Origin of the sequence: Paractinoplanes rhizophilus, from assembly GCF_042664765.1 — a bacterium.
GTDB lineage: Bacteria > Actinomycetota > Actinomycetes > Mycobacteriales > Micromonosporaceae > Actinoplanes > Actinoplanes rhizophilus.
In genome coordinates, this window is the sequence record NZ_JBHTBJ010000002.1 from 30,895 (window position 1) to 53,027 (window position 22,133).

At 71.5% G+C, this 22,133-nt stretch carries 17 protein-coding genes and 1 pseudogene; 5 read left to right on the forward strand and 13 right to left on the reverse strand.

Going from position 1 to position 22,133, the window contains the following annotated elements; genetic code table 11:
- The first annotated feature begins 6 nt into the window (after positions 1 to 6).
- The 4 genes from tal (at position 7) to pgl (ending at position 4,486) form a co-directional block, all read left to right on the forward strand.
- Complete coding sequence (gene tal / locus ACFQS1_RS04075) at positions 7 to 1,119, forward strand: transaldolase (protein WP_378964674.1); 1,113 nt, start codon at positions 7 to 9, stop codon at positions 1,117 to 1,119.
- A 60-nt stretch (positions 1,120 to 1,179) separates the two neighbouring features.
- The gene (gene zwf / locus ACFQS1_RS04080; protein ID WP_378964675.1) at positions 1,180 to 2,697 is read left to right on the forward strand and encodes a glucose-6-phosphate dehydrogenase; all 1,518 of its coding nucleotides are present in this window, start codon (positions 1,180 to 1,182) and stop codon (positions 2,695 to 2,697) included.
- The gene (locus ACFQS1_RS04085; protein WP_378964677.1) at positions 2,694 to 3,707 is read left to right on the forward strand and encodes a glucose-6-phosphate dehydrogenase assembly protein OpcA; all 1,014 of its coding nucleotides are present in this window, start codon (positions 2,694 to 2,696) and stop codon (positions 3,705 to 3,707) included. Before zwf ends, ACFQS1_RS04085 begins: the two co-directional genes overlap by 4 nt.
- A 65-nt stretch (positions 3,708 to 3,772) precedes the next feature.
- Positions 3,773 to 4,486, forward strand: a complete 714-nt coding sequence (gene pgl / locus ACFQS1_RS04090; RefSeq protein ID WP_378964678.1) for a 6-phosphogluconolactonase — start codon at positions 3,773 to 3,775, stop codon at positions 4,484 to 4,486.
- 3 nt (positions 4,487 to 4,489) lie between these two features.
- On the opposite strand, the gene ACFQS1_RS04095 is transcribed toward pgl, so the two are convergent.
- From ACFQS1_RS04095 to rsgA, 13 genes and pseudogenes are all read right to left on the reverse strand, one after another.
- On the reverse strand, positions 4,490 to 4,831 hold the full coding sequence (locus tag ACFQS1_RS04095) for an RNA polymerase-binding protein RbpA (RefSeq protein ID WP_378964679.1): 342 nt from the start codon (positions 4,829 to 4,831) through the stop codon (positions 4,490 to 4,492).
- Positions 4,832 to 4,935: 104 nt separating this feature from the next.
- Positions 4,936 to 5,196, reverse strand: a complete 261-nt coding sequence (gene secG / locus ACFQS1_RS04100; RefSeq protein WP_378964680.1) for a preprotein translocase subunit SecG — start codon at positions 5,194 to 5,196, stop codon at positions 4,936 to 4,938.
- A 67-nt stretch (positions 5,197 to 5,263) separates the two neighbouring features.
- On the reverse strand, positions 5,264 to 6,052 hold the full coding sequence (gene tpiA / locus ACFQS1_RS04105) for a triose-phosphate isomerase (protein ID WP_378964681.1): 789 nt from the start codon (positions 6,050 to 6,052) through the stop codon (positions 5,264 to 5,266).
- Positions 6,053 to 6,054: 2 nt separating this feature from the next.
- Positions 6,055 to 7,251, reverse strand: a complete 1,197-nt coding sequence (locus ACFQS1_RS04110; RefSeq protein ID WP_378964682.1) for a phosphoglycerate kinase — start codon at positions 7,249 to 7,251, stop codon at positions 6,055 to 6,057.
- 6 nt (positions 7,252 to 7,257) lie between these two features.
- Positions 7,258 to 8,253, reverse strand: a complete 996-nt coding sequence (gene gap / locus ACFQS1_RS04115; protein ID WP_378964683.1) for a type I glyceraldehyde-3-phosphate dehydrogenase — start codon at positions 8,251 to 8,253, stop codon at positions 7,258 to 7,260.
- 399 nt (positions 8,254 to 8,652) lie between these two features.
- Complete coding sequence (gene whiA / locus ACFQS1_RS04120; RefSeq protein WP_378964685.1) at positions 8,653 to 9,633, reverse strand: DNA-binding protein WhiA; 981 nt, start codon at positions 9,631 to 9,633, stop codon at positions 8,653 to 8,655.
- A 63-nt stretch (positions 9,634 to 9,696) separates the two neighbouring features.
- A complete protein-coding gene (locus ACFQS1_RS04125) occupies positions 9,697 to 10,677 on the reverse strand; it encodes a gluconeogenesis factor YvcK family protein (protein ID WP_378964686.1) in 981 nt (326 codons plus the stop codon).
- A gap of 113 nt (positions 10,678 to 10,790) precedes the next feature.
- Entirely contained in the window at positions 10,791 to 11,714 is a 924-nt protein-coding gene (gene rapZ, locus ACFQS1_RS04130; protein ID WP_378964687.1) for an RNase adapter RapZ, read from the reverse strand.
- Positions 11,715 to 12,288: 574 nt separating this feature from the next.
- A pseudogene (uvrC, locus tag ACFQS1_RS04135) lies at positions 12,289 to 14,511 on the reverse strand (excinuclease ABC subunit UvrC); the annotation flags it as partial.
- A gap of 92 nt (positions 14,512 to 14,603) precedes the next feature.
- The gene (locus ACFQS1_RS04140) at positions 14,604 to 15,155 is read right to left on the reverse strand and encodes a Rieske (2Fe-2S) protein (protein ID WP_378964689.1); all 552 of its coding nucleotides are present in this window, start codon (positions 15,153 to 15,155) and stop codon (positions 14,604 to 14,606) included.
- Between the two features lie 109 nt (positions 15,156 to 15,264).
- Positions 15,265 to 18,249 carry an excinuclease ABC subunit UvrA gene (uvrA, locus tag ACFQS1_RS04145; RefSeq protein ID WP_378964690.1) on the reverse strand — a complete coding sequence of 995 codons (2,985 nt, stop codon included), beginning with the start codon at positions 18,247 to 18,249 and terminating at the stop codon, positions 15,265 to 15,267.
- Positions 18,250 to 18,391: 142 nt separating this feature from the next.
- Entirely contained in the window at positions 18,392 to 20,191 is a 1,800-nt protein-coding gene (locus ACFQS1_RS04150; RefSeq protein WP_378964691.1) for a hypothetical protein, read from the reverse strand.
- Between the two features lie 9 nt (positions 20,192 to 20,200).
- Positions 20,201 to 21,238: a ribosome small subunit-dependent GTPase A gene (gene rsgA, locus ACFQS1_RS04155; RefSeq protein ID WP_378964692.1), complete on the reverse strand. Its 1,038-nt coding sequence runs from the start codon at positions 21,236 to 21,238 to the stop codon at positions 20,201 to 20,203.
- A gap of 189 nt (positions 21,239 to 21,427) precedes the next feature.
- Between rsgA and ACFQS1_RS04160 the strand changes: the two genes are divergently transcribed.
- Positions 21,428 to 22,132: a maleylpyruvate isomerase family mycothiol-dependent enzyme gene (locus tag ACFQS1_RS04160; protein ID WP_378964694.1), complete on the forward strand. Its 705-nt coding sequence runs from the start codon at positions 21,428 to 21,430 to the stop codon at positions 22,130 to 22,132.
- Position 22,133 lies beyond the last annotated feature (1 nt).

Genomic DNA, 22,133 nt, shown 5'->3' on the forward strand with positions numbered 1-22,133 from the left:
GTACGTATGACTGATCGGCTTGCCGAGCTCTCCGCCCAAGGTGTGGCGGTCTGGCTCGACGATCTCTCCCGTGTCCGGCTGACCAGCGGCTCGCTGAAGAAGATGCTCGACGAGCAGCACGTCGTCGGTGTGACCACCAACCCCAGCATCTTCCAGAAGGCGCTCTCCGATGCCGACGCGTACGACGCGCAGGTCAAGGATCTGTCCGTCATGCGGGTCACGGTCGAGGAGGCGGTACGCCTGATGACCGCCCAGGACGTCCGCGCCGCCTGCGACGTCGAGCGGCCGGCGTACGACGCGTCCAACGGCGTGGACGGCCGGGTCTCCATCGAGGTCGACCCGCGCAAGGCGCACGAGACCGAGAGCACCGTCGCCGAGGCGAAGACGCTCTGGTGGCTGGTCGGCCGGGAAAACCTGTACATCAAGATCCCGGCCACCCTCGAGGGCCTGCCCGCGATCACCGCGACGCTGGCCGAGGGCATCAGCGTGAACGTGACGCTGATCTTCTCGCTCGAGCGCTACCGCGCGGTCATGGAGGCGTTCCTGGCCGGCATCGAGCAGGCCAAGGCGAACGGCCACGACATCACCAAGATCGGCTCGGTCGCGTCGTTCTTCGTCTCCCGCGTCGACACCGAGGTGGACAAGCGCCTCGACAAGATCGGCACCGACGAGGCCAAGGCGCTGCGCGGCAAGGCCGCGATCGCCAACGCCCAGCTGGCCTACGAGGCGTACGAGGAGGTCTTCGGCACCGACCGGTGGAAGGCCCTGGCCGCGGCCGGCGCGCACCCGCAGCGGCCGCTGTGGGCGTCCACCTCGACGAAGAACCCCGACTACAAGGACACGATCTACGTCGAGGAGCTCATCGCCCCCGGCACGGTCAACACGATGCCCGAGTCCGTGATCCACGCGTTCGCGGACCACGGCGAAGTCCGCGGCGACACGGTGACCGGCTCGTACGCGCAGGCCCACCAGGTGATGGCCGACCTCAAGGCGGTCGGCGTCGACTTCGACGACGTGGTCCAGGTCCTCGAGGACGAGGGCGTCGACAAGTTCGCGGTCAGCTGGAAGGAACTGCTGGAGAGCGTCGACAAGTCGCTCCGGGCCGGCACCGGAGTCTGATCATCGCAGGGGCCCGCCGATCGTGGGCGGGCCCCTGGCCGACCTGGCAGGATGGACCACGTGGGCAATCCGCTGCGTACCGCACAGGACCGCAGGCTCCCGCGCATCCCGGAGCCCTGCGCTCTGGTGATCTTCGGAGTCACCGGTGACCTGTCTCGAAAGAAGCTCATCCCGGCCGTCTACGACCTGGCCAACCGAGGTCTGCTGCCACCCGGTTTCGTGGTTCTGGGCTTCGCCCGCCGCGACTGGGGCGACGGCGACTTCGAGTCGCTGGCCCTGGAGGCGGCGAAGAAGGGCGCCCGGACCCCGTGGCGCGAGGACGTCTGGCAGCGGCTGGCCAGCCAGTTCCAGTTCGTGCCCGGCTCGTTCGACGACGACGCCGCGTTCGACAACCTGGCCGCCACGCTCGACGACCTGCGCGAGCGCAACGGCATCCCGGGCAACGCCGCCTTCTACTTCTCCATCCCGCCGGCGGCCTTCCCGCTCGTGCTCACCCAGCTGGCCCGCACCGGCATGGCCGACAACGCCAAGTCCGGTGGCTGGCGCCGGGTGGTGGTGGAGAAGCCGTTCGGCAACGACCTGCAGACCGCGATCTCGCTGAACCAGCTGGTCGACGAGGTCTTCACGCCGCAGGACGTCTACCGGATCGACCACTACCTGGGCAAGGAGACGGTGCAGAACATCCTGGCCCTGCGCTTCGCCAACAGCCTGTTCGAGCCGGTGTGGAACTCCAAGTACGTCGACAGCGTGCAGATCACGATGGCCGAGGACGTCGGCATCGGCACCCGCGCCGCCTTCTATGACGCCTCCGGCGCCGCCCGCGACGTGCTGCAAAATCACCTGCTGCAGCTGCTCGCGCTGGTGGCCATGGAGGAGCCGACCAGCTTCGACCCCAACGACATCCGCGCCGAGAAGCTCAAGGTGCTCAAGGCCATCTCGCTGCCGAAGGACATCTCCAAGGGCACGGTCCGCGGGCAATACCTCCCGGGCTGGGTGGCCGGCGAGCGCGCGGTGGGGTACCTCGAGGAGAAGGACATCCCGTCCGACTCCACGACGGAGACGTACGCGGCGGTCCGCCTCGGCATCCAGAACAGACGCTGGGCCGAGGTGCCGTTCTACGTGCGCGTCGGCAAGCGCATGCCGCGCCGGGTCACCGAGATCGCGATCCTGTTCAAGCGGGCGCCGCATCTGCCGTTCGACCCGGCCGACGTCGAGATGCTCGGCAACAACCAGCTGGTGATCCGGGTGCAGCCGGACGAGGGCGTGGTGCTGAAGTTCGGCTCCAAGGTGCCCGGCACCGCCATGGAGGTCCGCGACATCGCGATGGACTTCCAGTACGGCGAGGCGTTCACCGAGTCCAGCCCCGAGGCGTACGAGCGGCTCATCCTCGACGTGCTGGTCGGCGACCGGACCCTGTTCCCGGACGCCGCCGAGATCGAGCAGTCCTGGCGGGTCATCGACCCGATGGAGGCGGCGTGGGCGGGCACCAAGCCGGAGCCGTACCGGGCCGGCGAATGGGGACCGCGCGCGTCCGACGAGATGCTGGGCCGCGAGGGCCGCGCTTGGAGGCGAGCATGATCGGCTTGTGGGACACCACCGGCAACGAGGTCGTCAAGGCGCTGGCGGCCGAGCGGCGCAGCGCCGGCGGCGTGGCCTCCGGTCTCGCCCTCACCCTGGTCGCCGTGGTCGAGGAGAAGAAGGTCCGCGAGGCCGAGGCGGCCGCCACGATCGCGGCGGCGGCGCACCCGTGCCGGCTGCTCATCGTCGTCCGCTCCGACCTGGAGGGCCGCAGCCGCCTGGACGCCGAGATCGTCGTGGGTGGGCGGCTGGGCCCGGCCGAGGCGGTGGTGATGCGGATGTACGGGCGGCTCGCCCTGCACGCCGAGTCGGTCGTCATGCCGCTGCTCGCCCCGGACGTCCCGGTGGTCACCTGGTGGCACCAGGAGCCGCCGGACACGATCGCCAACGACTTCCTGGGCGTCGTGGCCGACCGGCGGATCACCGACAGCGCGCAGGCCGCCGACCCGGTGGCCGCGCTGCGCCAGCGCGCCGTCGACTACGCACCGGGCGACACCGACCTGACCTGGACCCGCATCACGCTGTGGCGCACGCTCGTGGCCGGCGCCTTCGACACCACCGAGGAGCGGGTGGTCGGCGCCACCATCGTGGCGCCCGAGAAGGACCCGACCGCGTGGCTGATGAAGGGCTGGCTGCAGTCCCGCCTCGGCATCGTGCCCCAGCTCGAGCCCACCGACCGGGCGCCGCGCATGCGCTCGGTCGAGCTGCAGACCGCCAACGGCGACTGCGTCCGGGTGACCCGCGAAGAGAACACGGCGCTGTTCAGCCGCACCGGCCAGGAGGACCGCTACATGCCGCTGCCGAAGCGGCCGGTCGGCGACGAGCTCGCTGAGGAGCTGCGCCGGCTCGACGCCGACCAGATCTACTCCGAGGCTCTCGGCGCGATGGCCGGCGTGTCCGGCCTCGACCAGCGTCCCCCCATGCGGGTGCACGTCTGGAAGGACCCGGCCCTGGCCGCTCGCGCCGACGAGGCCGGCGCGATGGCCGGCCCCGGCGGTTCCGCCGCCTAGTCACCGACAGTCAGCAGGGCCGCTCACCGACACGGTGGGCGGCCCTTTCCCAGGAGGAGGCACGAGTGAGCAAGACCCTGGTCGTGGTGGTACCCGACGCGGACATCCTCGCCGCCACCGTCGCGTCCCGCCTGGTCGCCAAGATCGTGGACGCGCAGGCCGAACGAGGCACGGCGAGCATCGTGCTGACCGGCGGCCGGATCGCCGCCAAGGTGCTGCGCACGGTCAAGGACCTGCCGGCCGCCAAGGCGATCGACTGGTCGCGCGTGGACCTGTGGTGGGGCGACGAGCGGTTCCTGCCCGCCGGCGACCCCGACCGCAACGAGACCCAGGCGCGCGAGGCCCTGCTGGACGCGCTGCCGCTCGATCCGGCGCGGGTGCACCCCATGCCCGCCTCGGACGGCCTGGACGGCGACGACGCCGAGGCGGCCGCCGCCCGCTACGCCACCGAGGTGCGGATGCCGTTCGACCTGCTCATGCTGGGCGTCGGCGAGGACGGGCACGTGGCCTCACTCTTCCCCGAGCACCCGGTGCTGAGCGAGACGGGCACGACGGCCGCGGTGCACAACAGCCCGAAGCCGCCGCCCACCCGCATCACGCTGACCATGCCGACCATCCAGGAGGCCGACGAGGTGTGGCTGATCGCCGCCGGCCCGGACAAGACGGACGCGGTCGGCGCGGCACTCAACGGCGACAAGTCGAAGCCCGCCGCCCACGCCACCGGCCAGTCGCGGACGTACTGGCTGCTGGACGAGGCGGCCGCCGCGAAACGGTACTGAATCTCACTCGCCGCGGCGCTGGCGCACCTTGGCCAGCGCCTCGGCCAGGATCTTGGCACCGTCCTCGTCGGAGCGGCGCTCCTTCACATAGGCCAGATGCGACTTGTACGGCTCGGCGCGCAACCGTCCGGGCGGGTTCTCGCCGTCCAGCCCGGCGGGCTGGCCGCAGCGCGGGCAGTCCCACGTCTCGGGCGCGGGCGCCTCGGCCGCGAACTTGACCTGGCTCGCGTGCCCGGCCGCACAGAAGTAGATCACCTCTCGGCGCGGGGCGGGTTCGCTGCGCTCATCGGGGCGCATCGGGCTGGACCCGACGCGGCTACCGCGGATCGCACTGCCACTGGACACGGACGTCACTCCTGTCTCTTCGGCGAGGAATAAAGCGGGTCAAAAAGCACCGCGCGCCCGGCCTGAACCGGACGCGCGGCAGATTCTACGACTATTACGGTCGGTCAGGAAGAAGCCGGCAGGGCCAGGCGCAGCCAGAGACCGAGACCCACGATGCAGGCGAACCAGACGATGCCGACCAGCACGGTGTAGCGGTCGAGGTTTTTCTCGGCCACCGACGAGCCGGCGAGGCTCGAGGTGACACCGCCGCCGAACATGCTCGACATGCCGCCGCCCTTGCCGCGGTGCAGCAGGATCAGCAGGGTCAGCAGAATGCTGGTGATGACCAGCAACACGATCAACGTGTACGCGAACCACATCGGCATGATCGGGTTCATTCCTCTCGAAGGACAGACAGCGCCCCAACAATAGCGGGTGGTGTTCGCCGAATCCTCAGCGGGCGACGTGCTCCCGGAACCGGACGATCGAGGCGAACTCGTCGGCCTCCAGGGAGGCGCCGCCGACCAGGGCGCCATCCACATCCGGCTGCGCCATGATCGAGGCGATGTTGGCCGCCTTGACCGAGCCGCCGTACTGGATGCGGACCGCCTCGGCGACCTCGCCGTCGTAGAGCTCGGCGAGCTTGACCCGGATGGCCTTGCAGACCTCCTGGGCGTCCTCCGGCGTCGCGGTCTTGCCGGTGCCGATCGCCCAGACCGGCTCGTACGCGATGACGACCTGCCGGGCGTGCTCCGCCTTGACCCCGGCCAGGCCCGCCTGGACCTGGTTGGTGCAGTGCGCGACGTGGGTGCCCTCCTCGCGGGTCACCAGGCCCTCGCCCACGCACAGGATCGGCGTGAGGCCGACCGCGAAGGCCGCCTTCACCTTCCCGTTGACCAGCACGTCGTCCTCGTCGTGGTACTCCCGGCGCTCGGAGTGCCCGACCAGCACATACGACACGTTGAGCTTGGCGAGCATGCCACCCGAGATCTCGCCGGTGTACGCGCCGGACGGGTGCTTCGACACGTCCTGGGCGCCGAGGCCGAGGGCGAGCTTGTCGCCCTCGATCGCGGTCTGCACGCTGCGCAGCGCGGTGAACGGCGGGATCACGACCGTCTCGACCTCGGTGAGCTGCGGCTCGGTGAGGCTGGCGGCCAGCTTCTGCACCAGGAGGATGGCCTCGAAGTGGTTGAGGTTCATCTTCCAGTTGCCGGCAATGATCGGCTTGCGGGGCTCGGACACCGTCAGTTCTCCAACGCTTCGACGCCGGGCAGCTTCTTGCCCTCGAGGTACTCCAGCGACGCGCCGCCGCCGGTCGAGATGTGGCCGAACGCCGACTCGTCGAGGCCGAGCGTGCGCACGGCCGCGGCCGAGTCACCGCCGCCGACCACCGAGAAGCCGTCGATCTTGGTGATGGCCTCGGCGACGCCCCGGGTGCCGGCCGCGAACGGCGCCAGCTCGAAGACACCCATCGGCCCGTTCCAGAAGACGGTCTTGGCGCCGCCGATCGCCTCGGCGAACAGCGCCACCGACTTCGGCCCGATGTCCAGTCCGAGCCGATCGGCCGGAATGTCCGAAACTTCCACGACATCATGCGCGGCGGAAGCGGAGAACTCACTGGCCGCCACCACATCGGCCGGGAGGACGATTCGTCCACCCGCTTGCTCCAGCAGGGAAGCGCACGTGGAGATCATCTCGGACTCGAGGAGGGACTTACCCACCTCGTACCCCTGGGCCTTGAGGAAGGTGAAGCACATGCCGCCGCCGACGAGCAGCTTGTCGACCTTGGGCAGCAGCGCCTGGATCACCGCGAGCTTGTCGGAGACCTTCGAGCCGCCGAGCACCACCACGTACGGCTGCTCCGGGCTCTCGCTCACCCGCCGCAGCACCTCGACCTCGCGCAGGACCAGCCCGCCCGCATAATGCGGGAGGATCGCCGGCACGTCGTAGACCGAGGCATGCTTCCGATGCACCGCACCAAAGGCATCATCTACGTAAAAGTCGGCAAATTTCGCCAACTGTCCGGCAAAAGCCGCACGCTCGGCGTCGTCCTTCGAGGTCTCCCCCGCGTTGAAGCGCAGGTTCTCCAGCAGCAGCACGTCGCCATCGCCCAGCGCCGCGACCTTCCCCGAGGCGTCAGCCCCGACGGTGTCCGCGGCGAAAATCACCGGCGAGCCGAGCAGCTCACCGAGGCGAGTGGCAACCGGCGCCAGCGTGAACTTGGGATCCGGCGCGCCCTTCGGGCGGCCGAGGTGCGACATCACGATCACACGCGCGCCGGCGTCACGCAGCGCGACGAGCGTCGGCAGCACCGCGCGGGCCCGGCCGTCGTCGGTGATGACACCGGGGCTGTTCTTGTCGAACGGGACGTTCAGGTCGGCGCGCACCAGCACGCGCCGACCCGAGACACCCTCGCCGAGCAGGTCGTCGAGAGTCTTCACGATGCGTCAGCCGACCAGCTTGACCAGGTCGACGAGGCGGTTCGAGTAGCCCCACTCGTTGTCGTACCAGCCGACGACCTTGACCTGGTTGCCGATGACCTTGGTGAGGCCGGCGTCGAAGATGCAGGAGGCCGGGTCGGTCACGATGTCCGCCGAGACGATCTGGTCCTCGGTGTAGGTGAGGATGCCCTTGAGCGCGCCGTCGGCGGCCGCCTTGATCGCGGCGTTGACCTCGTCGACCGAGGTCTCCTTGGCGGCCTGGAAGGTCAGGTCGGTGGCCGAGCCGGTCGGGATCGGCACGCGCATCGCGAAGCCGTCCAGCTTGCCCTTGAGCTCGGGCAGCACCAGGCTGACCGCCTTGGCGGCGCCGGTCGAGGTCGGCACCACGTTGAGCGCGGCGGCGCGGGCGCGGCGCAGGTCCTTGTGCGGGCCGTCCTGCAGGTTCTGGTCCTGGGTGTAGGCGTGGATCGTGGTCATCAGGCCACGCTCGATGCCGATCGTGTCGTTGAGGACCTTGGCCATCGGCGCGAGGCAGTTGGTCGTGCAGGACGCGTTCGAGATGACCGTGTGCTGGGCGGCGTCGTACAGGTTGTCGTTGACGCCCATCACGATCGTGATGTCCTCGTTCTTGGCCGGGGCCGAGATGATGACCTTCTTGGCGCCATTGTCGACGTGCACCTTGGCCTTGGTGGCGTCGGTGAAGAAGCCGGTCGACTCGATGACCACGTCCGCGCCGACGTCGCTCCACTTGAGGTTGGCCGGGTCGCGGTCGGCGAACGCCTTGAAGGTCTTGCCGCCCACCGTGATCTCGTCGGCGGTCGCCTTCACCTCGTGTGGCAGGCGGCCGAGGATCGAGTCGTACTTGAGCAGGTGGGCCAGCGTCGCGTTGTCGGTCAGGTCGTTGACGCCGACGATCTCGATGTCCGCGCCGGAGGCGAGGACCGCCCGGAAGAAGTTACGTCCGATACGGCCGAAGCCGTTGATGCCAACCCGGATGGTCACAGGTGGATCTCCTCGTTTCGGTCCGCCGGGTTTCGTCGACCGGCGGAGGGTTTACGCCGACCTCGTGCGTGAGCCGGCGAAACTGCGTTCGGCTGCCGCGCTCCCCCAAGCAGGGGCTCGGTGAGGTGACGCCGCGCCTGACTGGCGGTGCCACGGCGCGCATCGGCCGAGCTGCCGGCACCGTCGCCGTCAAGGAGACCCTATCCGAGACCATTGCCTTCCCCGGCAGCGGGTGGGTTGCACAAAAACCTCAAAAACTCTTTTATCGTACGCGTGCGGACAAGCCCCCGCCGCACCGCGCGGCCTCGGCGCGGGGCCGGGCCGCAGCGCGGCTTTCGCGTGTGGCGATGGCCGGGGCCGGAAAGCCGGCTCACCAGGCCCGGCAACCTCGGCGGGCGGTCAGCAGGCCATCATCTCGGGGGTGACGGCCGCCTCGGTGTCGGGGATGCCGAGGTCGCGGGCGCGCTTGTCGGCCAGCGCCAGCAGGCGGCGGATCCGGCCCGCGATCGCGTCCTTGGTCAGCGGCGGGTCGGCGAGCGCGCCCAGCTCCTCCAGCGAGGCCTGGCGATGCTCGAGACGCAGCCGGCCGGCCGAGGTCAGGTGGTTGGGCGCCTCGTCGGCGAGGATCTCCAGGGCCCGGGTCACCCGGGCGGCGGCGGCCACCGCGGCGCGGGCCGAGCGGCGCAGGTTGGCGTCGTCGAAGTTGGCCAGGCGGTTGGCGGTCGCCCGCACCTCGCGGCGCACCCGGCGCTCCTCCCAGGCCAGCACCGAGGCGTGCGCGCCGATCCGGGTCAGCAGCGCGGCGATCGCGTCGCCGTCCTTGATCACCACCCGGTCGACGCCGCGGACCTCGCGCTCCTTCGCCGTGATGCCGATCCGGCGGGCGGCGCCGCGCAGCGCGAGCGCGGCCTCCGGCCCGGGGCAGGTGATCTCCAGCGCGCTGGAGCGGCCGGGCTCGGTGAGCGAGCCGTGTGCCATGAACGCGCCGCGCCAGGCGGCCACCGCGCAGCACACGTTGGCCGAGACGACGTGTGGCGGCAGGCCACGCACCGGGCGGCCGCGCACGTCGAGCAGGCCGGTCTGGCGGGCCAGCGCCTCGCCGTCCTTGACGATCCGCACGATGTAGTGGCTGCCCTTGCGCAGGCCGCCACTGGCGAGCACGTGCACCTCGCTGGGGTACCCGTACACGTCGGCGATCTCCCGCCGCAGGCGGCGGGCCACCGCGCCGGTGTCGAGCTCGGCCTCGACCACCACCCGGCCGGACACGATGTGCAGCCCGCCGGCGAACCGCAGCAGCGACGCCATCTCCGCGCGGCGGCAGCACGGCTTGGGCACGTCGACCCGGCTCAGCTCGTCCTTGACCGCTGCCGTCATCGCCATCGTGTTGTCACCTCATGCGCCGGATCCGGAAAGTTCTTTGCCGCTGCGGTACTACGCCACTGCTTAACGAGCGGCGCCCAATACTGGCACCAGTGCAACGCCCAACGACTCAGGATCATGCCTGGGGCTGCCGTCCGCAACGGCCAACGGTGCCAAGATCAGCCGCGCGCCCAGCGATTCGGCCGCCTGATGCACCGGCTCGGGCTCGCCCACCCACTTCGCGTCGGCCAGCACGGTGTCCACCCGCAGGCCGGGCAGATACCAGCCCAGGGCGGCCAGATGGTCGGCCGCCGAGAGCCCCGAGGTCTCGTTGTCGGTGGCGAGGTTGAGCGTGACCAGCCGGCTGGCGGGGCTCGCCACGATCGCCTCGGCCAGGCCGGGCACGAGCAGGTGCGGCAGCACGCTCGTGTACCAACTGCCGGGACCGAACAGCAACCAGTCGGCGGCCCGGATCGCCTCGATCGCCTCGGGACAGGTCGGCGGGTCGGGCGGCGAGATGCGCACCGCCTCGACGTGGCCGAGCGCCACCGCCACCGCGTGCTGACCGCGCACGGTCACCACCTCGCCGGGCCGGGCCGGATCGGCGTCGCGCACGTCCGCCTCGATGCCCACCGCGTGCCGGGCCATCGGCAGCACCCGGCCTTGCGCCCCGACCATGGCCGCCGCGTGCTCCAGCGCGTGGACCGGGTCGCCGAGCATCTCCAGCAGCCCGAGCAGCAGCAGGTTGCCCACCGGATGCCCGGCCAGCGAGTCGTCCCCCGCGAACCGGTGCTGCATCAGCTGGGCGGTGCGCAGCCGGACCGGGTCGTCGCAGGCCAGCGCGCTCAGCGCCTGCCGCAGGTCACCGACGGGCAGCAACGCGTCCCGCTCGGCGAGCAGCCGGCCGCTGGAGCCCCCGTCATCGCCGACCGTGACGATCGCGGTGATGTCCAGGTCGATCTCGTCGGCGGCACGCCGCAGCCCCCGCAGCGCCGCGGCCAGCCCATGCCCGCCGCCGAACGCGACCACGCGGACCGCCGCCCCGCCGGCCCCAGACCGCGCCACCCCGCCGGCCCCCGGCCGCGCCACCCCGCCGGCCCCCGGCCGCGCCACCTGGCCAGCGACCGGCCGCGCCACCCCGCCGGCCCCCGGCCGCGCCGCCCCAGGTCGCGCGGCCGTCACTCCCGCCCCAGGTCGCGGTGCGAGGTGTGTGCGGAGAGGCGCTGGTCGCGCAGCTGGGTGGTCAGCTCCTCGGCGATCGCGACGCTGCGGTGCTTGCCACCGGTGCAGCCGACGGCGACGGTCAGGTAGCGCTTGCCCTCACGCTCGAAGCCCGGCGCCGTGGCCGCGATGAGCTCGGCGTAGGTATTCACGAAGGCGTCGGCGCCCTCCTGGTCGAGCACGTACCTGCTGACCGACTCCTCGAGGCCGGTGTGGTCGCGCAGCGCGGGCACCCAGAACGGGTTGGGCAGGAACCGGGCGTCCAGCACGTAGTCGGCGTCCGGCGGCAGGCCGTACTTGAAGCCGAAGGACAGCACCGTGATCCGCAGCCGGCGCACGTCCTCGCCGCCGAACAGCTCCTCGACCCGGCGGCGCAGCTGGTTCACGTTCAGGTGGCTGGTGTCGATGATGACGTCGGCCTGCTCGCGGGCCTCGGCGAGCAGCTTCCGCTCGGCCGCGATGCCGTCGGCCAGCCGGCCGTCGCCCTGCAGCGGGTGCGAGCGGCGCACCGACTCGAAGCGCCGGATCAGCACCTCGTCGTCGGCGTCGACGAAGACCACCCGCGGCGAGAAACCGCGCTCCCGGAGCGCGAGGATGGCACCGGCCAGGTCGGTCGAGAAGGCCCGGCTGCGCACGTCGAGGACCATCGCCGTACGCCGGGCGGCGCCGCCGGCCTCGAAGGCGAGCTGCGCCATGTCGAGCATCAGCGCCTGCGGCAGGTTGTCGACCACGTAGAAGCCGACGTTCTCCAGGGCGCGGGCCACCGTGCTGCGCCCGCCGCCGGAAACGCCGGTCACCACCACCAGGTCGGTGGTCACCTCGTCCGGATCCACCGCCCCGCCGGCGGCCAGGTCGGGGTACTCCGGCAACGACTCAGTCACGAACGCCTCCCGCGTCGCACAGCCCGCACATCGTCGAGCGGACACAACATCCTAGGCCAGAACGACGCCGCCAAGCCGACGAGGCACGGCGGCCACCGTTCCGGTACCAGTTCCAACAACCGCGGCGCCCCGCCTACTCCGGGCCACCCCCGGCCACGTCGTCCACAGCGTCCTCCGGGCCGGCGTTCGCGATGGAGGCGGCGCTCTCAGTGGAGGCGGCGCTCCCGGCAGCGGCAACACTCGCCGGCGCCGCAACGCTGCCGGCAGTGGCAAGACCTTCGTCCGGCGCGACGTTGCCGGGCGGCGCGCCGTCCCCTGGCGCGACACCGCCGCCGGCCGCAACGCTCCCGCCGGCCGCAACGCTCCCGCCGGCCGCAACGCTCCCGGCCGCCGCAACGCTCTCGGCGGGCGCTGCCTTTTCCATGGCCACAGTGCTCTCCGTTGCCATCGCGGCCTCGACCGCGGACGTCTTCACGGAAGCGGGCGGCGGCAGGCTCGCACCGGCTCGGGCGCGGGTGGCCCCGGCTCGCGTGCGGCCCGCGCCGCCGGGTGGGACGGCACCCGGCTCGGCCGGTGGCTTCTCCTCGGCCGCGGGCGGGTTGAGCGCGGCGAGCAGCGTCTCGGCGGTGCGGCGGCCGATGCCCGGCACCTCGGTGATCTCCTCCGGGGTCGCGGCGGCGAGACGCTTGAGCGAGCCGAAGTGCCGCAGCAACGCCTTGCGGCGGGTCTCCCCCAGCCCGGGGATGCTGTCGAGCGCCGAACCGGTCATCCGCTTGGACCGGCGCTGCCGGTGGAACGTGATGGCGAACCGGTGCGCCTCGTCGCGGGCCCGCTGCAACAAATAGAGCGCCTCGGACGTGCGCGGCAGGATCACCGGGAAGTCCTCGCCGGGCAGCCAAACCTCCTCGAGGCGCTTGGCCAGCCCGCACAGCGCCACGTCGGTGATGCCCAGCTCGGCGAAGACCTCGGCGACCGCGTTGACCTGCGGCTGCCCGCCGTCCACGACGACCAGCTGCGGCGGGTAGGCGAACCGCCGCGGCTTGCCGGTGAGCGGGTCGATGCCCGGCAGATCATTGGTGGCCAGCCCGTCCGGGTCGTCCCCCAAGCCCGCCACGCCGCCGTGCTCGCCCCCCAAGCCCGCCACGCCGCCCTGCTCGCCCCCCAAGCCCGCCACGCCGCCGTGCTCGCCCTCCAAGCCGGCCACCCCGCCGTGCTGGCCACTCAATCCCGGCCCGCCGCCGCGCGAGCCACTCGGGCCCAGCTCGCCGCCGGGCTCGTCCCCCGTGCCCGGCTCCCGGCCGTGGTCGTGGCCGGCGCCGTGCAACAGCTCGTCGGCCTCGTCGTCGGCCGCGTCGGACTCCGGGCGATCGCGCGGGGCGTCCGCGCCCGGACGCGCCCGATAGCGGGCGAACCGGCGTCGCATCACCTCGGTCATCGCCGACAGGTCGTCCATCCCGCTGCCGTCGGGGTTGCCCCGCACCGCGAACCGCCGGTATTCGCTCTTGCGCGCCAGCCCGTCCTCGAAGACCACCATGGACGCCACCACGTCGGTCCCCTGAATCTGCGACACGTCGAAGCACTCGATCCGCAGCGGCGCCGTCTCCATCCCCAGGGCCTCGGCGATCTCGTCGAGCGCCTTGCTGCGGGTGGTCAGGTCGCCGGCCCGGCGCAGCTTGTGCCGCTGCAGCGACTCCCCCGCGTTGCGCGCCACGGTCTCGAGCAGCGCCCGCTTGTCGCCGCGGTGCGGCACCCGCAGGTGCACCCGGCTGCCGCGGTGCTGGGAGAGCCAGTCGGCGAGCGCGTCGGCGTCGTCGGGCAGGGCCGGCACGAGCAGCTCGCGCGGCACGTCGCCCTCGCCGTGCTCGCCACCGTACGTCTGCGAGCAGAAGTGGTGCACGAGGTCGCCGGTGGTCAAATCCTCCACCTTTTCGACGACCCAGCCGCGCTGGCCGCGCACGCGCCCGTCGCGTACGTGAAAAACCTGGACCGCGGCCTCGAGCGGATCCTCGGCGAAGGCCACGACGTCGGCGTCGGTGCCGTCGCCGAGCACCACCGTCTGCTTTTCCATCGCCCGGCGCAGCGCGGCGATGTCGTCGCGCAGCCGGGCCGCCCGCTCGAACTCGAGCTCCTCGGAGGCCTGCATCATCTCGCGCTCGAGCCGCTTGACGAACGTGTCGGTGCGGCCGGCCATGAAGTCGCAGAAGTCGTCGACGATCGCCCGGTGCTCCTCGGCGCTGACCTGCCCGACGCAGGGGGCCGAGCACTTGCCGATGTATCCCAGCAGGCAGGGGCGGCCGATCTGGCCGGCCCGCTTGAACACGCCGGACGAGCAGGTGCGCGCCGGGAACACCCGCAGCAGCAGGTCGAGGGTCTCCCGGATGGCCCAGGCGTGCGAATACGGCCCGAAATAGCGCACGCCCTTGCGCTTGGCGCCCCGCATCACCTGCAGGCGCGGATATTCCTCGTTGAGGGTGACGGCGAGGAACGGATACGACTTGTCGTCGCGGTACTTGACGTTGAAGCGCGGGTCGAACTCCTTGATCCAGGAGAACTCGAGCTGCAGCGCCTCGACCTCGGTGCCGACCGTGACCCAGTCCACACTGCCGGCCGTGGTCACCATCTGCTGCGTGCGAGCGTGCAGCGACCAGGTGTCGGCGAAGTAGGAATTCAAGCGATTCCGCAGGTTCTTGGCCTTGCCGACGTAGATGACGCGGCCGGCCGGGTCGCGGAAGCGATAGACGCCGGGTGACTCCGGAATGGTCCCTGGCGCCGGGCGATAGGTCGACGGGTCTGGCACGGGGTCAACACTAGTGCGGGGGACTGACATGATTGTCCGACCGGAGGTCCGTCGCCGCCGCCACGGCCTCGGACCTCCGGCCCCGCCCGGCGTTACGCCTTGACGATGTTCTCGCCGTCCACCTTGACCTTGGTCTCGGTGAGCGGCTTGGTGGCCGGCCCGGCGGTCGGCGCGCCGGTCTCGATGGAGAACCTGCTGCCGTGGCACGGACAGGTGATCTGGCCGCCGTCGACCTTGCTGACGTCGCAGCCCTGGTGGGTGCAGACCTTGCTGAACGCCCGGTACTGGCCGGCCCTGGGCTGGGTGATCACGAAGTCGGCCGTGATGATGCCGCCGCCCTGGGGAATGTCGGCGGTCGTGGCGAGCGCGCTGCCGCCGGTCGAGCCGCCCCCGTCGGAGCCACCGCTGTCGCCGCCCGCCTTCGCCGCCTCGCTGCCGGCCGGCGCGGGGTCGTTGGTGAAGCCGCTGCCGTTGGGGTTGGTGCTGCTGGTGGTGGTGCCGCAGGCGGCCAGGACGGCCGTGGCGCCGACCGCGCCGGCGCCGAGCAGGACGAGGCGGCGCGGGGAGCCCGGGCCCGGACGCCCCGGCTGAACCGGCTCCTCGGCGGGAAGCTCGGTGTCGGTCGTCGTCTGCACGTCTGTCATCGGTTGCCCTCCAGTACAAGGTCCGCGTGACGGGTCACGCGGCGTCGCAGTTGATTACGCGGCCGCGGCGATGCCGGTTCATCGATCCGGCTGTGACTCTGCTGGGAGATCAGACCGTAGCCTTCGCGCGGGCCCGGGTCGAGCGGGGCTTCGCCGTCCCGTTGGCCTTGGCCGCGGCGGCGCCGTTCGCCCTCGCCGCGCGGGCGACCGCGTCGGGCGCGCCGGCCGGCTTGCCGTCCAGGCCCAGCGAATGCCGCAGGAACGCGCCGGTGTGGCTCTCGGCCACCTCGGCCACCTCCTCGGGCCGGCCGGTGGCCAGCACGAGACCGCCCTTGCTGCCGCCCTCGGGGCCCATGTCGACGATCCAGTCGGCCGTCTTGATCACGTCGAGGTTGTGCTCGATGGTGATCACCGTGTTGCCCTTGTCGACCAGGCCGTTGAGCACCAGCAGCAGCTTGCGGATGTCCTCGAAGTGCAGGCCGGTGGTCGGCTCGTCGAGCACGTAGACGGTGCGGCCGGTCGACCTCTTCTGCAACTCGGACGCCAGCTTGACGCGCTGCGCCTCGCCGCCGGAGAGGGTCGGCGCGGGCTGGCCGAGCCGGACGTAGCCGAGACCGACGTCGACCAGCGTCTTGAGGTGCCGGTGGATCGCCGGGATCGCCTCGAAGAAGCCGGACGCCTCCTCGATCGGCATCTCCAGCACCTCGGAGATCGTCTTGCCCTTGTAGTGCACCTCGAGCGTCTCCCGGTTGTACCGGGCGCCCTTGCAGACCTCGCACGGGACGTACACGTCGGGCAGGAAGTTCATCTCGATCTTGATGGTGCCGTCGCCGGCGCAGTTCTCGCAGCGGCCGCCCTTGACGTTGAACGAGAACCGGCCCGGGCCGTACCCGCGGACCTTGGCCTCGGTGGTCTCGGCGAAGAGCTTGCGGATGTTGTCGAACACGCCCGTGTACGTCGCCGGGTTGGACCGCGGGGTGCGCCCGATCGGCGACTGGTCGACCCCCACCACCTTGTCGACGTGCTCGAGGCCGGTGACCCGGGTGTGCCGGCCGGGCACCATGCGAGCGCCGTTCACCTGGTTGGCCAGCACCGTGTAGAGGATGTCGTTGACCAGCGTGGACTTGCCCGAGCCGCTGACCCCGGTGACCGCGACGAACTGCCCGAGCGGGAACTCGACCGTGAGGCCGCGCAGGTTGTGCTCGCGGGCGCCCTCGACCACCAGCTCGCGGCCCTTGGTCTGCGGGCGGCGGGTGCGCGGGGTCGGGATCGACTTGCGGCCGGACAGGTAGGCGCCGGTCGGCGACTTCTGGTTTTTCAGCAGGCCCTCGACCGAGCCGCTGTGCACGATGTGCCCGCCGTGCTCGCCGGCCCCCGGGCCGATGTCGACGATCCAGTCGGCCGTCCGGATCGTGTCCTCGTCGTGCTCGACCACGATCAGCGTGTTGCCCAGATTTTTCAGCCGCACCAGGGTCTCGATCAGCCGGTGGTTGTCGCGCTGATGCAGGCCGATCGACGGCTCGTCCAGCACGTACAACACGCCGACCAGGCCGGAACCGATCTGGGTGGCCAGCCGGATGCGCTGCGCCTCGCCGCCGGAGAGCGTGCCGGCGCCGCGGTCGAGCGAGAGGTAGTCGAGGCCGACGTCGACCAGGAAGCGCAGCCGGGCGTTGATCTCCTTGAGCACCCGCTCGGCGATCATCTTTTGCCGGTCGTCGAGCTCGATGGTCGACAGCAGCTCGGCGCAGTCGCCCACCGACAGGTTGCAGACCTCGGCGATGCTCTTGCCGGCGATGGTCACCGCCAGCACCTCGGGCTTGAGCCGGGCGCCGCCGCACACCGGGCACGGCACGTCCCGCATGTAGCCCTCGTACTTGTCGCGGGACCAGTCGCTCTCGGTGTCGCTGTGCCGGCGCTCGATCCACTGCACCACGCCCTCGAAGCCGGTGTAGTAGGAGCGCTCGCGGCCGTACTTGTTGCGGTAGCGGACGTGGACCTGGTCCTCCGCCCCGTACAAAATCGTCTTCTGCGCCCGGGCCGGCAGCGCCCGCCACGGGGTGTCGACCGAGAACTTCTCGGCCTCGGCGAGCGCCTCGAGCAGCCGCAGGAAGTACTCCATGGTCTGGCCCCCGGACCACGGCTGGATCGCGCCCTCGCGGATGCTGCGCTCCTCGTCCGGGATGATCAGCTCGGGATCGACCTCCTTCTTGGTGCCGAGGCCGGTGCACTCGGGGCAGGCGCCGTAGGGCGCGTTGAAGGAGAAGACCCGGGGCTCGAGGTCCTCGATCGCCAGCGGGTGGTCGTTGGGGCAGGCCAGGTGCTCGGAGAAGCGGCGCTCGCGGGCCGGGTCGTCCTCGGGCAGATCGACGAAGTCGAGCAGCACGATGCCGCCGGCCAGGCCGAGGGCGGCCTCGACCGAGTCGGTCAGGCGCTGTTTGCTGGACGCCTTGACGCTGAGCCGGTCGATCACCACCTCGATGGTGTGCTTCTCCTGCTTCTTCAGCTTGACCGCGTCGTCGCCGAGAAAATCGGTGAGCGGGTGCACGACGCCGTCGACCCGGGCCCGGGCGTAGCCCTTGGACTGCAGCTCGGCGAAGAGATCGACGTACTCGCCCTTACGGCCGCGGATGACCGGGGCGAGCACCATGAAGCGGGTGCCCTCGTCCATCGCGAGCACGCGGTCGACGATCTGCTGCGGCGTCTGCTTGCTGATCCGCTCGCCGCAGACCGGGCAGTGCGGGATGCCGGTGCGGGCGAAGAGCAGGCGCAGGTAGTCGTAGACCTCGGTGATGGTGCCGACCGTCGAGCGCGGGTTGCGCGAGGTCGACTTCTGGTCGATCGACACCGCGGGCGACAGGCCCTCGATGAAGTCGACGTCGGGCTTGTCCATCTGCCCGAGGAACTGCCGCGCGTACGACGAGAGGGACTCGACGTAGCGCCTCTGACCCTCCGCGAAGATCGTGTCGAACGCGAGGCTGGACTTGCCCGAGCCGGACAGCCCGGTGAAGACGATCATCGCGTCGCGGGGCAGGTCGAGGTTGACGTCGCGCAGGTTGTGCTCGCGCGCGCCTCGAATGATCAAACGGTCGGCCACCAGCCAGCCTCTCCGTACATGTGTATGAAACGAGCCGCGGCCACTCTAGCCATGGGGTACGACAAGTTTTCGCCGGAACCGGCCCGCCCAGGTGCAGCGCCTGACACATCACGCACATTCCCGCACTTCAGGCAGGCGTCCCTCACTCGGCCGGGGGAACCGGAAGATAGCGTACGTCCCACACGTCGACCCCGCCGATGAGCTGCGGCCGGCCCAGCATGTCGACCAGGGTGTCGCGCAGCGCCGGCCCGTTGCGGCTGTTCGGGACGAGCACGACGACCGCCGCCCGCCAGAAGATCAGGTCTCCGGTGATCTTGACCCGGTCGCTGTCGGTCAGCACCGGCCGCAGCCCGTACTCGCGCACCTGCCACAGCAGGTCGGAGGTGAACCGGCGGGGCGCGTTCCACGAGCCGGTGCGGTCGGCCGGCGGGTTCACCGGCCCCATGAAGTAGCCGCGCGGCGACCTGTACTCCAGCCCCGAGAGCGCCGCCCAGCGGATGCCGGCCCGCCCGGTGGTGACCTCGGGCAGCGGCACGGTGACCAGGGTGCGGTCGGCGGGGACGTACTGCCGCCAGGCGCCCTGGGTGAGGAAGGCCGGCAGCGGGTCGGCGGCGACCACCGGCAGCGGTTTGGGGGCGAGCGGGACCAACGCGAGCACCAGGCCCACCTGGAACCATCGCCGCCGCGCCGACGCCGGCCAGGCCAGGGCCCGGTCGGTGGCCAGCGCCACCAGCACGCCGGCGACCGTCGCGGTGACCATGGCGAACCGGGTCACGCTCACGAGATCGATGATCGGCACGTGGCTGACCAGGCCGAACGGCAGCGGGATGCCGGTGTCGTGCCCGGCCGCTCGCAGCCGGGTGCCCATCGAGACGACCAGCAGCACGAGGCCGGCGATCGCCGCGGCGCGGGCCGCGACGTGCCGCCACAGCACCACCGCCGACACCACGATCATCACCAGGCCGGCCGGGCCGAAGAACGTGTTGTCCTCGGTCGCGCTCACGCTCAGGTGCCGGGTCAGCGCCGCGTTGCCGGCCAGCGACTGCCGGGCGAACGCACCCAGCGAGAGCAGGTCGGTGACGTATTTGTCGGGCAGGAACGGCTGGCCTTGATACCAGCCCGGCCCCCGGAACTGGTAGTACAGCGGGTAGGCGAGCACGGCGATCGCGGTCGAGGCCGCGACGCCGAGGCCGGCCAGGAAGTGCCGCGCGTCGCTCCGGGCGCGTGCGGGCGCCATTGCCGCGTACGCGACGACGAAAGCGCCCAGCGTGAGCGCGGTGAACAGCAGCGTCTCCTCGTTGACGAAGACCTGCAGCACGATCAGCAGCCCCAGCGACACCCCGCCGCGCACGGCCCGCCCGGGCTCGCGCAGCCGCAGCACCTGCCAGACGATGAACGGCGTCACGAACTGGCTGACGAAGTTCACGTGCCCGTTCGCGTGCGACACCATGGCCGGCGCGAAGCCGCACCACAGCCCGCCGATCCAGGCCGCGACCCGGCGCTCGACCAGGTGCCGGGAGAGCACCCAGTACCAGGCCGCGGCGGTGCCGAAGAGCCCGCACGTCAGCGCCAGCACCACCGACACGCCCGGGCCGAGGAAGTGGGTGATCGGCGCGAACGGGAGGCTGATCGCCAGGACGGACGTGTTGGCCATCATGTTCACGCCGTCCGGCACGTTCATCCGGCTGTCGAAGAACGGGTTCGCGCCGTGGAACAGCACCCGCTCGCCGTGCGCCAGGAAGTACATGAAGACGCCGTGGTCGTCGTCGTTGCTGGCCAGCACCCGGCCGTCCGGGTCGATCCAGAGCCGGAGCATCACCAGCACGGCCAGCGCCGCGTAGCTCAGCAGCGCCCAGAGGCCGGCTCGCCGCCGTGGCCCGGCCGGGGCCGGAGTCTCCTTGTCGGGGGCGAGCCGGGGCACGACCTCGTCCACCGCACGCATCGGGGCAGTCTATCCGCGCCGCCTCCGATGCCCGGCCGCCGCGGCCTGGCGGGCCCGCCGGCGAGCGGTCTCGATCTCGACCTCGTGGCGCAGTTTGCGCCAGCTGGCCAGCCGCCGCGGCGCCAGCGACCCGTTCGCCAGGGCGGCGGCGACCGCGCAGCCCGGCTCGGCGCCGTGGTGGCAGTCGCCGAAGCGGCAGTGCGCGGCCAGCTCGGCGATGTCGGCGAAGGCGCGGTCGAGGCCCTCGGCGGTGTCCAGCAGGCCGACGCCGCGGATGCCCGGGGTGTCGAGCACCGCTCCGCCGCCCGCCAGCGGCACGAGGTTGCGGTAGGCGGTGGTGTGCCGCCCCTTGCCGTCCGCGTCGCGGATCGCCTGAACCGGCATCACGGCCGCGCCGGCCAGGGCGTTCACCAGCGTCGACTTGCCCGCCCCGGAACGGCCCAGCAGAGCCAGGGTGCGCCCGCCCTCGACGTACGATCGCAATCTCTCGACGCCGGGCGTGCCCCGCACGCTCACCGCGACCACCGGCACACCCGGCGCCAGCTCCGCGACCTGGCGAGCGATCGCGTCGGGATCGGCCGCCGTGTCCGATTTGCTGAGCACCAGCAGGGGTTTCGCACCCGATTCCCAGGCCAGGGCCAGCAACCGCTCGATCCGGGCGTCGTCGGGCTCGGGGTGGATCGGCTCCACCACCGCGATCGTGTCCATGTTGGCGGCCAGCAGCTGGCCGGTGGAGTCCTTGTCGGAGGTGCGGCGGATCAGCGCGGTACGCCGCGGCAGCACCACCTCGAGCGTCACCCGGCGGTCCGGCCAGCGGCGGGTCACCACCCAGTCGCCGGCGCAGGGCAGATTGACCGGGTCGCCCGCGGCGCCCAGCAGCACGCTGCCGGAGAGGCTGGCGCGGAGGACGCCGGCGTCGCCGAGCACGGTGCAGAAGCCGCGGTCGGCGCGCAACACGCGGGCCGGGGCGGCGTCGGGGCGGTCGAATCGACGGTACGCGGATGCGAGGGAGTCGTCCCAGCCGAGCCGGGACAGGTCGTGCGACATGAGAACCCTTTGCGGGACGGGAGGGCGCCTGGCCGGGCGGTCAGGCGTCGCCCTCCGGGTGAAGGGACGCGGAATTCACGAACAGCACGGTCCCCACCTCCTCCGCGGGTCGGATCGGCGCGTCTGGCACAGACGGTACGGTCACGACTACCCGAGCGAAAGCGAATTTGATGTCGATAGGGTGGGCCCGTGACGATGGATCCGCTCGTTCTGCTCACCGACGTCGACCGCGCCACCGAAAACCTGTTACGCACGGCGGCCGATCTCGATCCGGCGGTGGTCGGGGCGCCGTCGCTGCTGCCCGGCTGGACGGTCGGGCACGTGCTGACCCACGTCGCGCGCAACGCCGACGCGTACACGAATCTGCTGACCTGGGCCCGCACCGGCATCGAGACCCCGCCCTACGCGTCGCCGGAGGCGCGCGACGCGGCGATCGCCGAGGGCGCCGGCCGGCCGCTGCGCGACCAGATCGAGGACATCCGGGCCGCCCACGAGCGGTTCGCCGACGCCGGCGCCGCGATGCCCGCCCAGGCGTGGACCTTCTATCTCGAGCACATCAAGCAGCCCGCGGCCGGCGTGCCGTGGTCGCGGCTGCGCGAGGTCGAGGTGCACCACGTCGACCTCGCCCAGGGCTACGGCCCGGCGGACTGGTCGGACGCGTTCGCGCTGCGGTTGCTGCGCGAGATCGTGAGCACCGCCCGCGACGACTTCCCGCCGATGATCCTGCGTCCGTTCGGCATCGATCACCCGTTGACCATCGGCGCCGCCGACGACGCGCCGGTCGTCGGCGGACCGACGAAATCCCTGGCCGCGTGGCTCGCCGGCCGCGGCGACGGCGCCGACCTGACCGTCTCGCCGGACGGCGAGCTCCCGACCCCAGCGAGGTGGAAGTGAC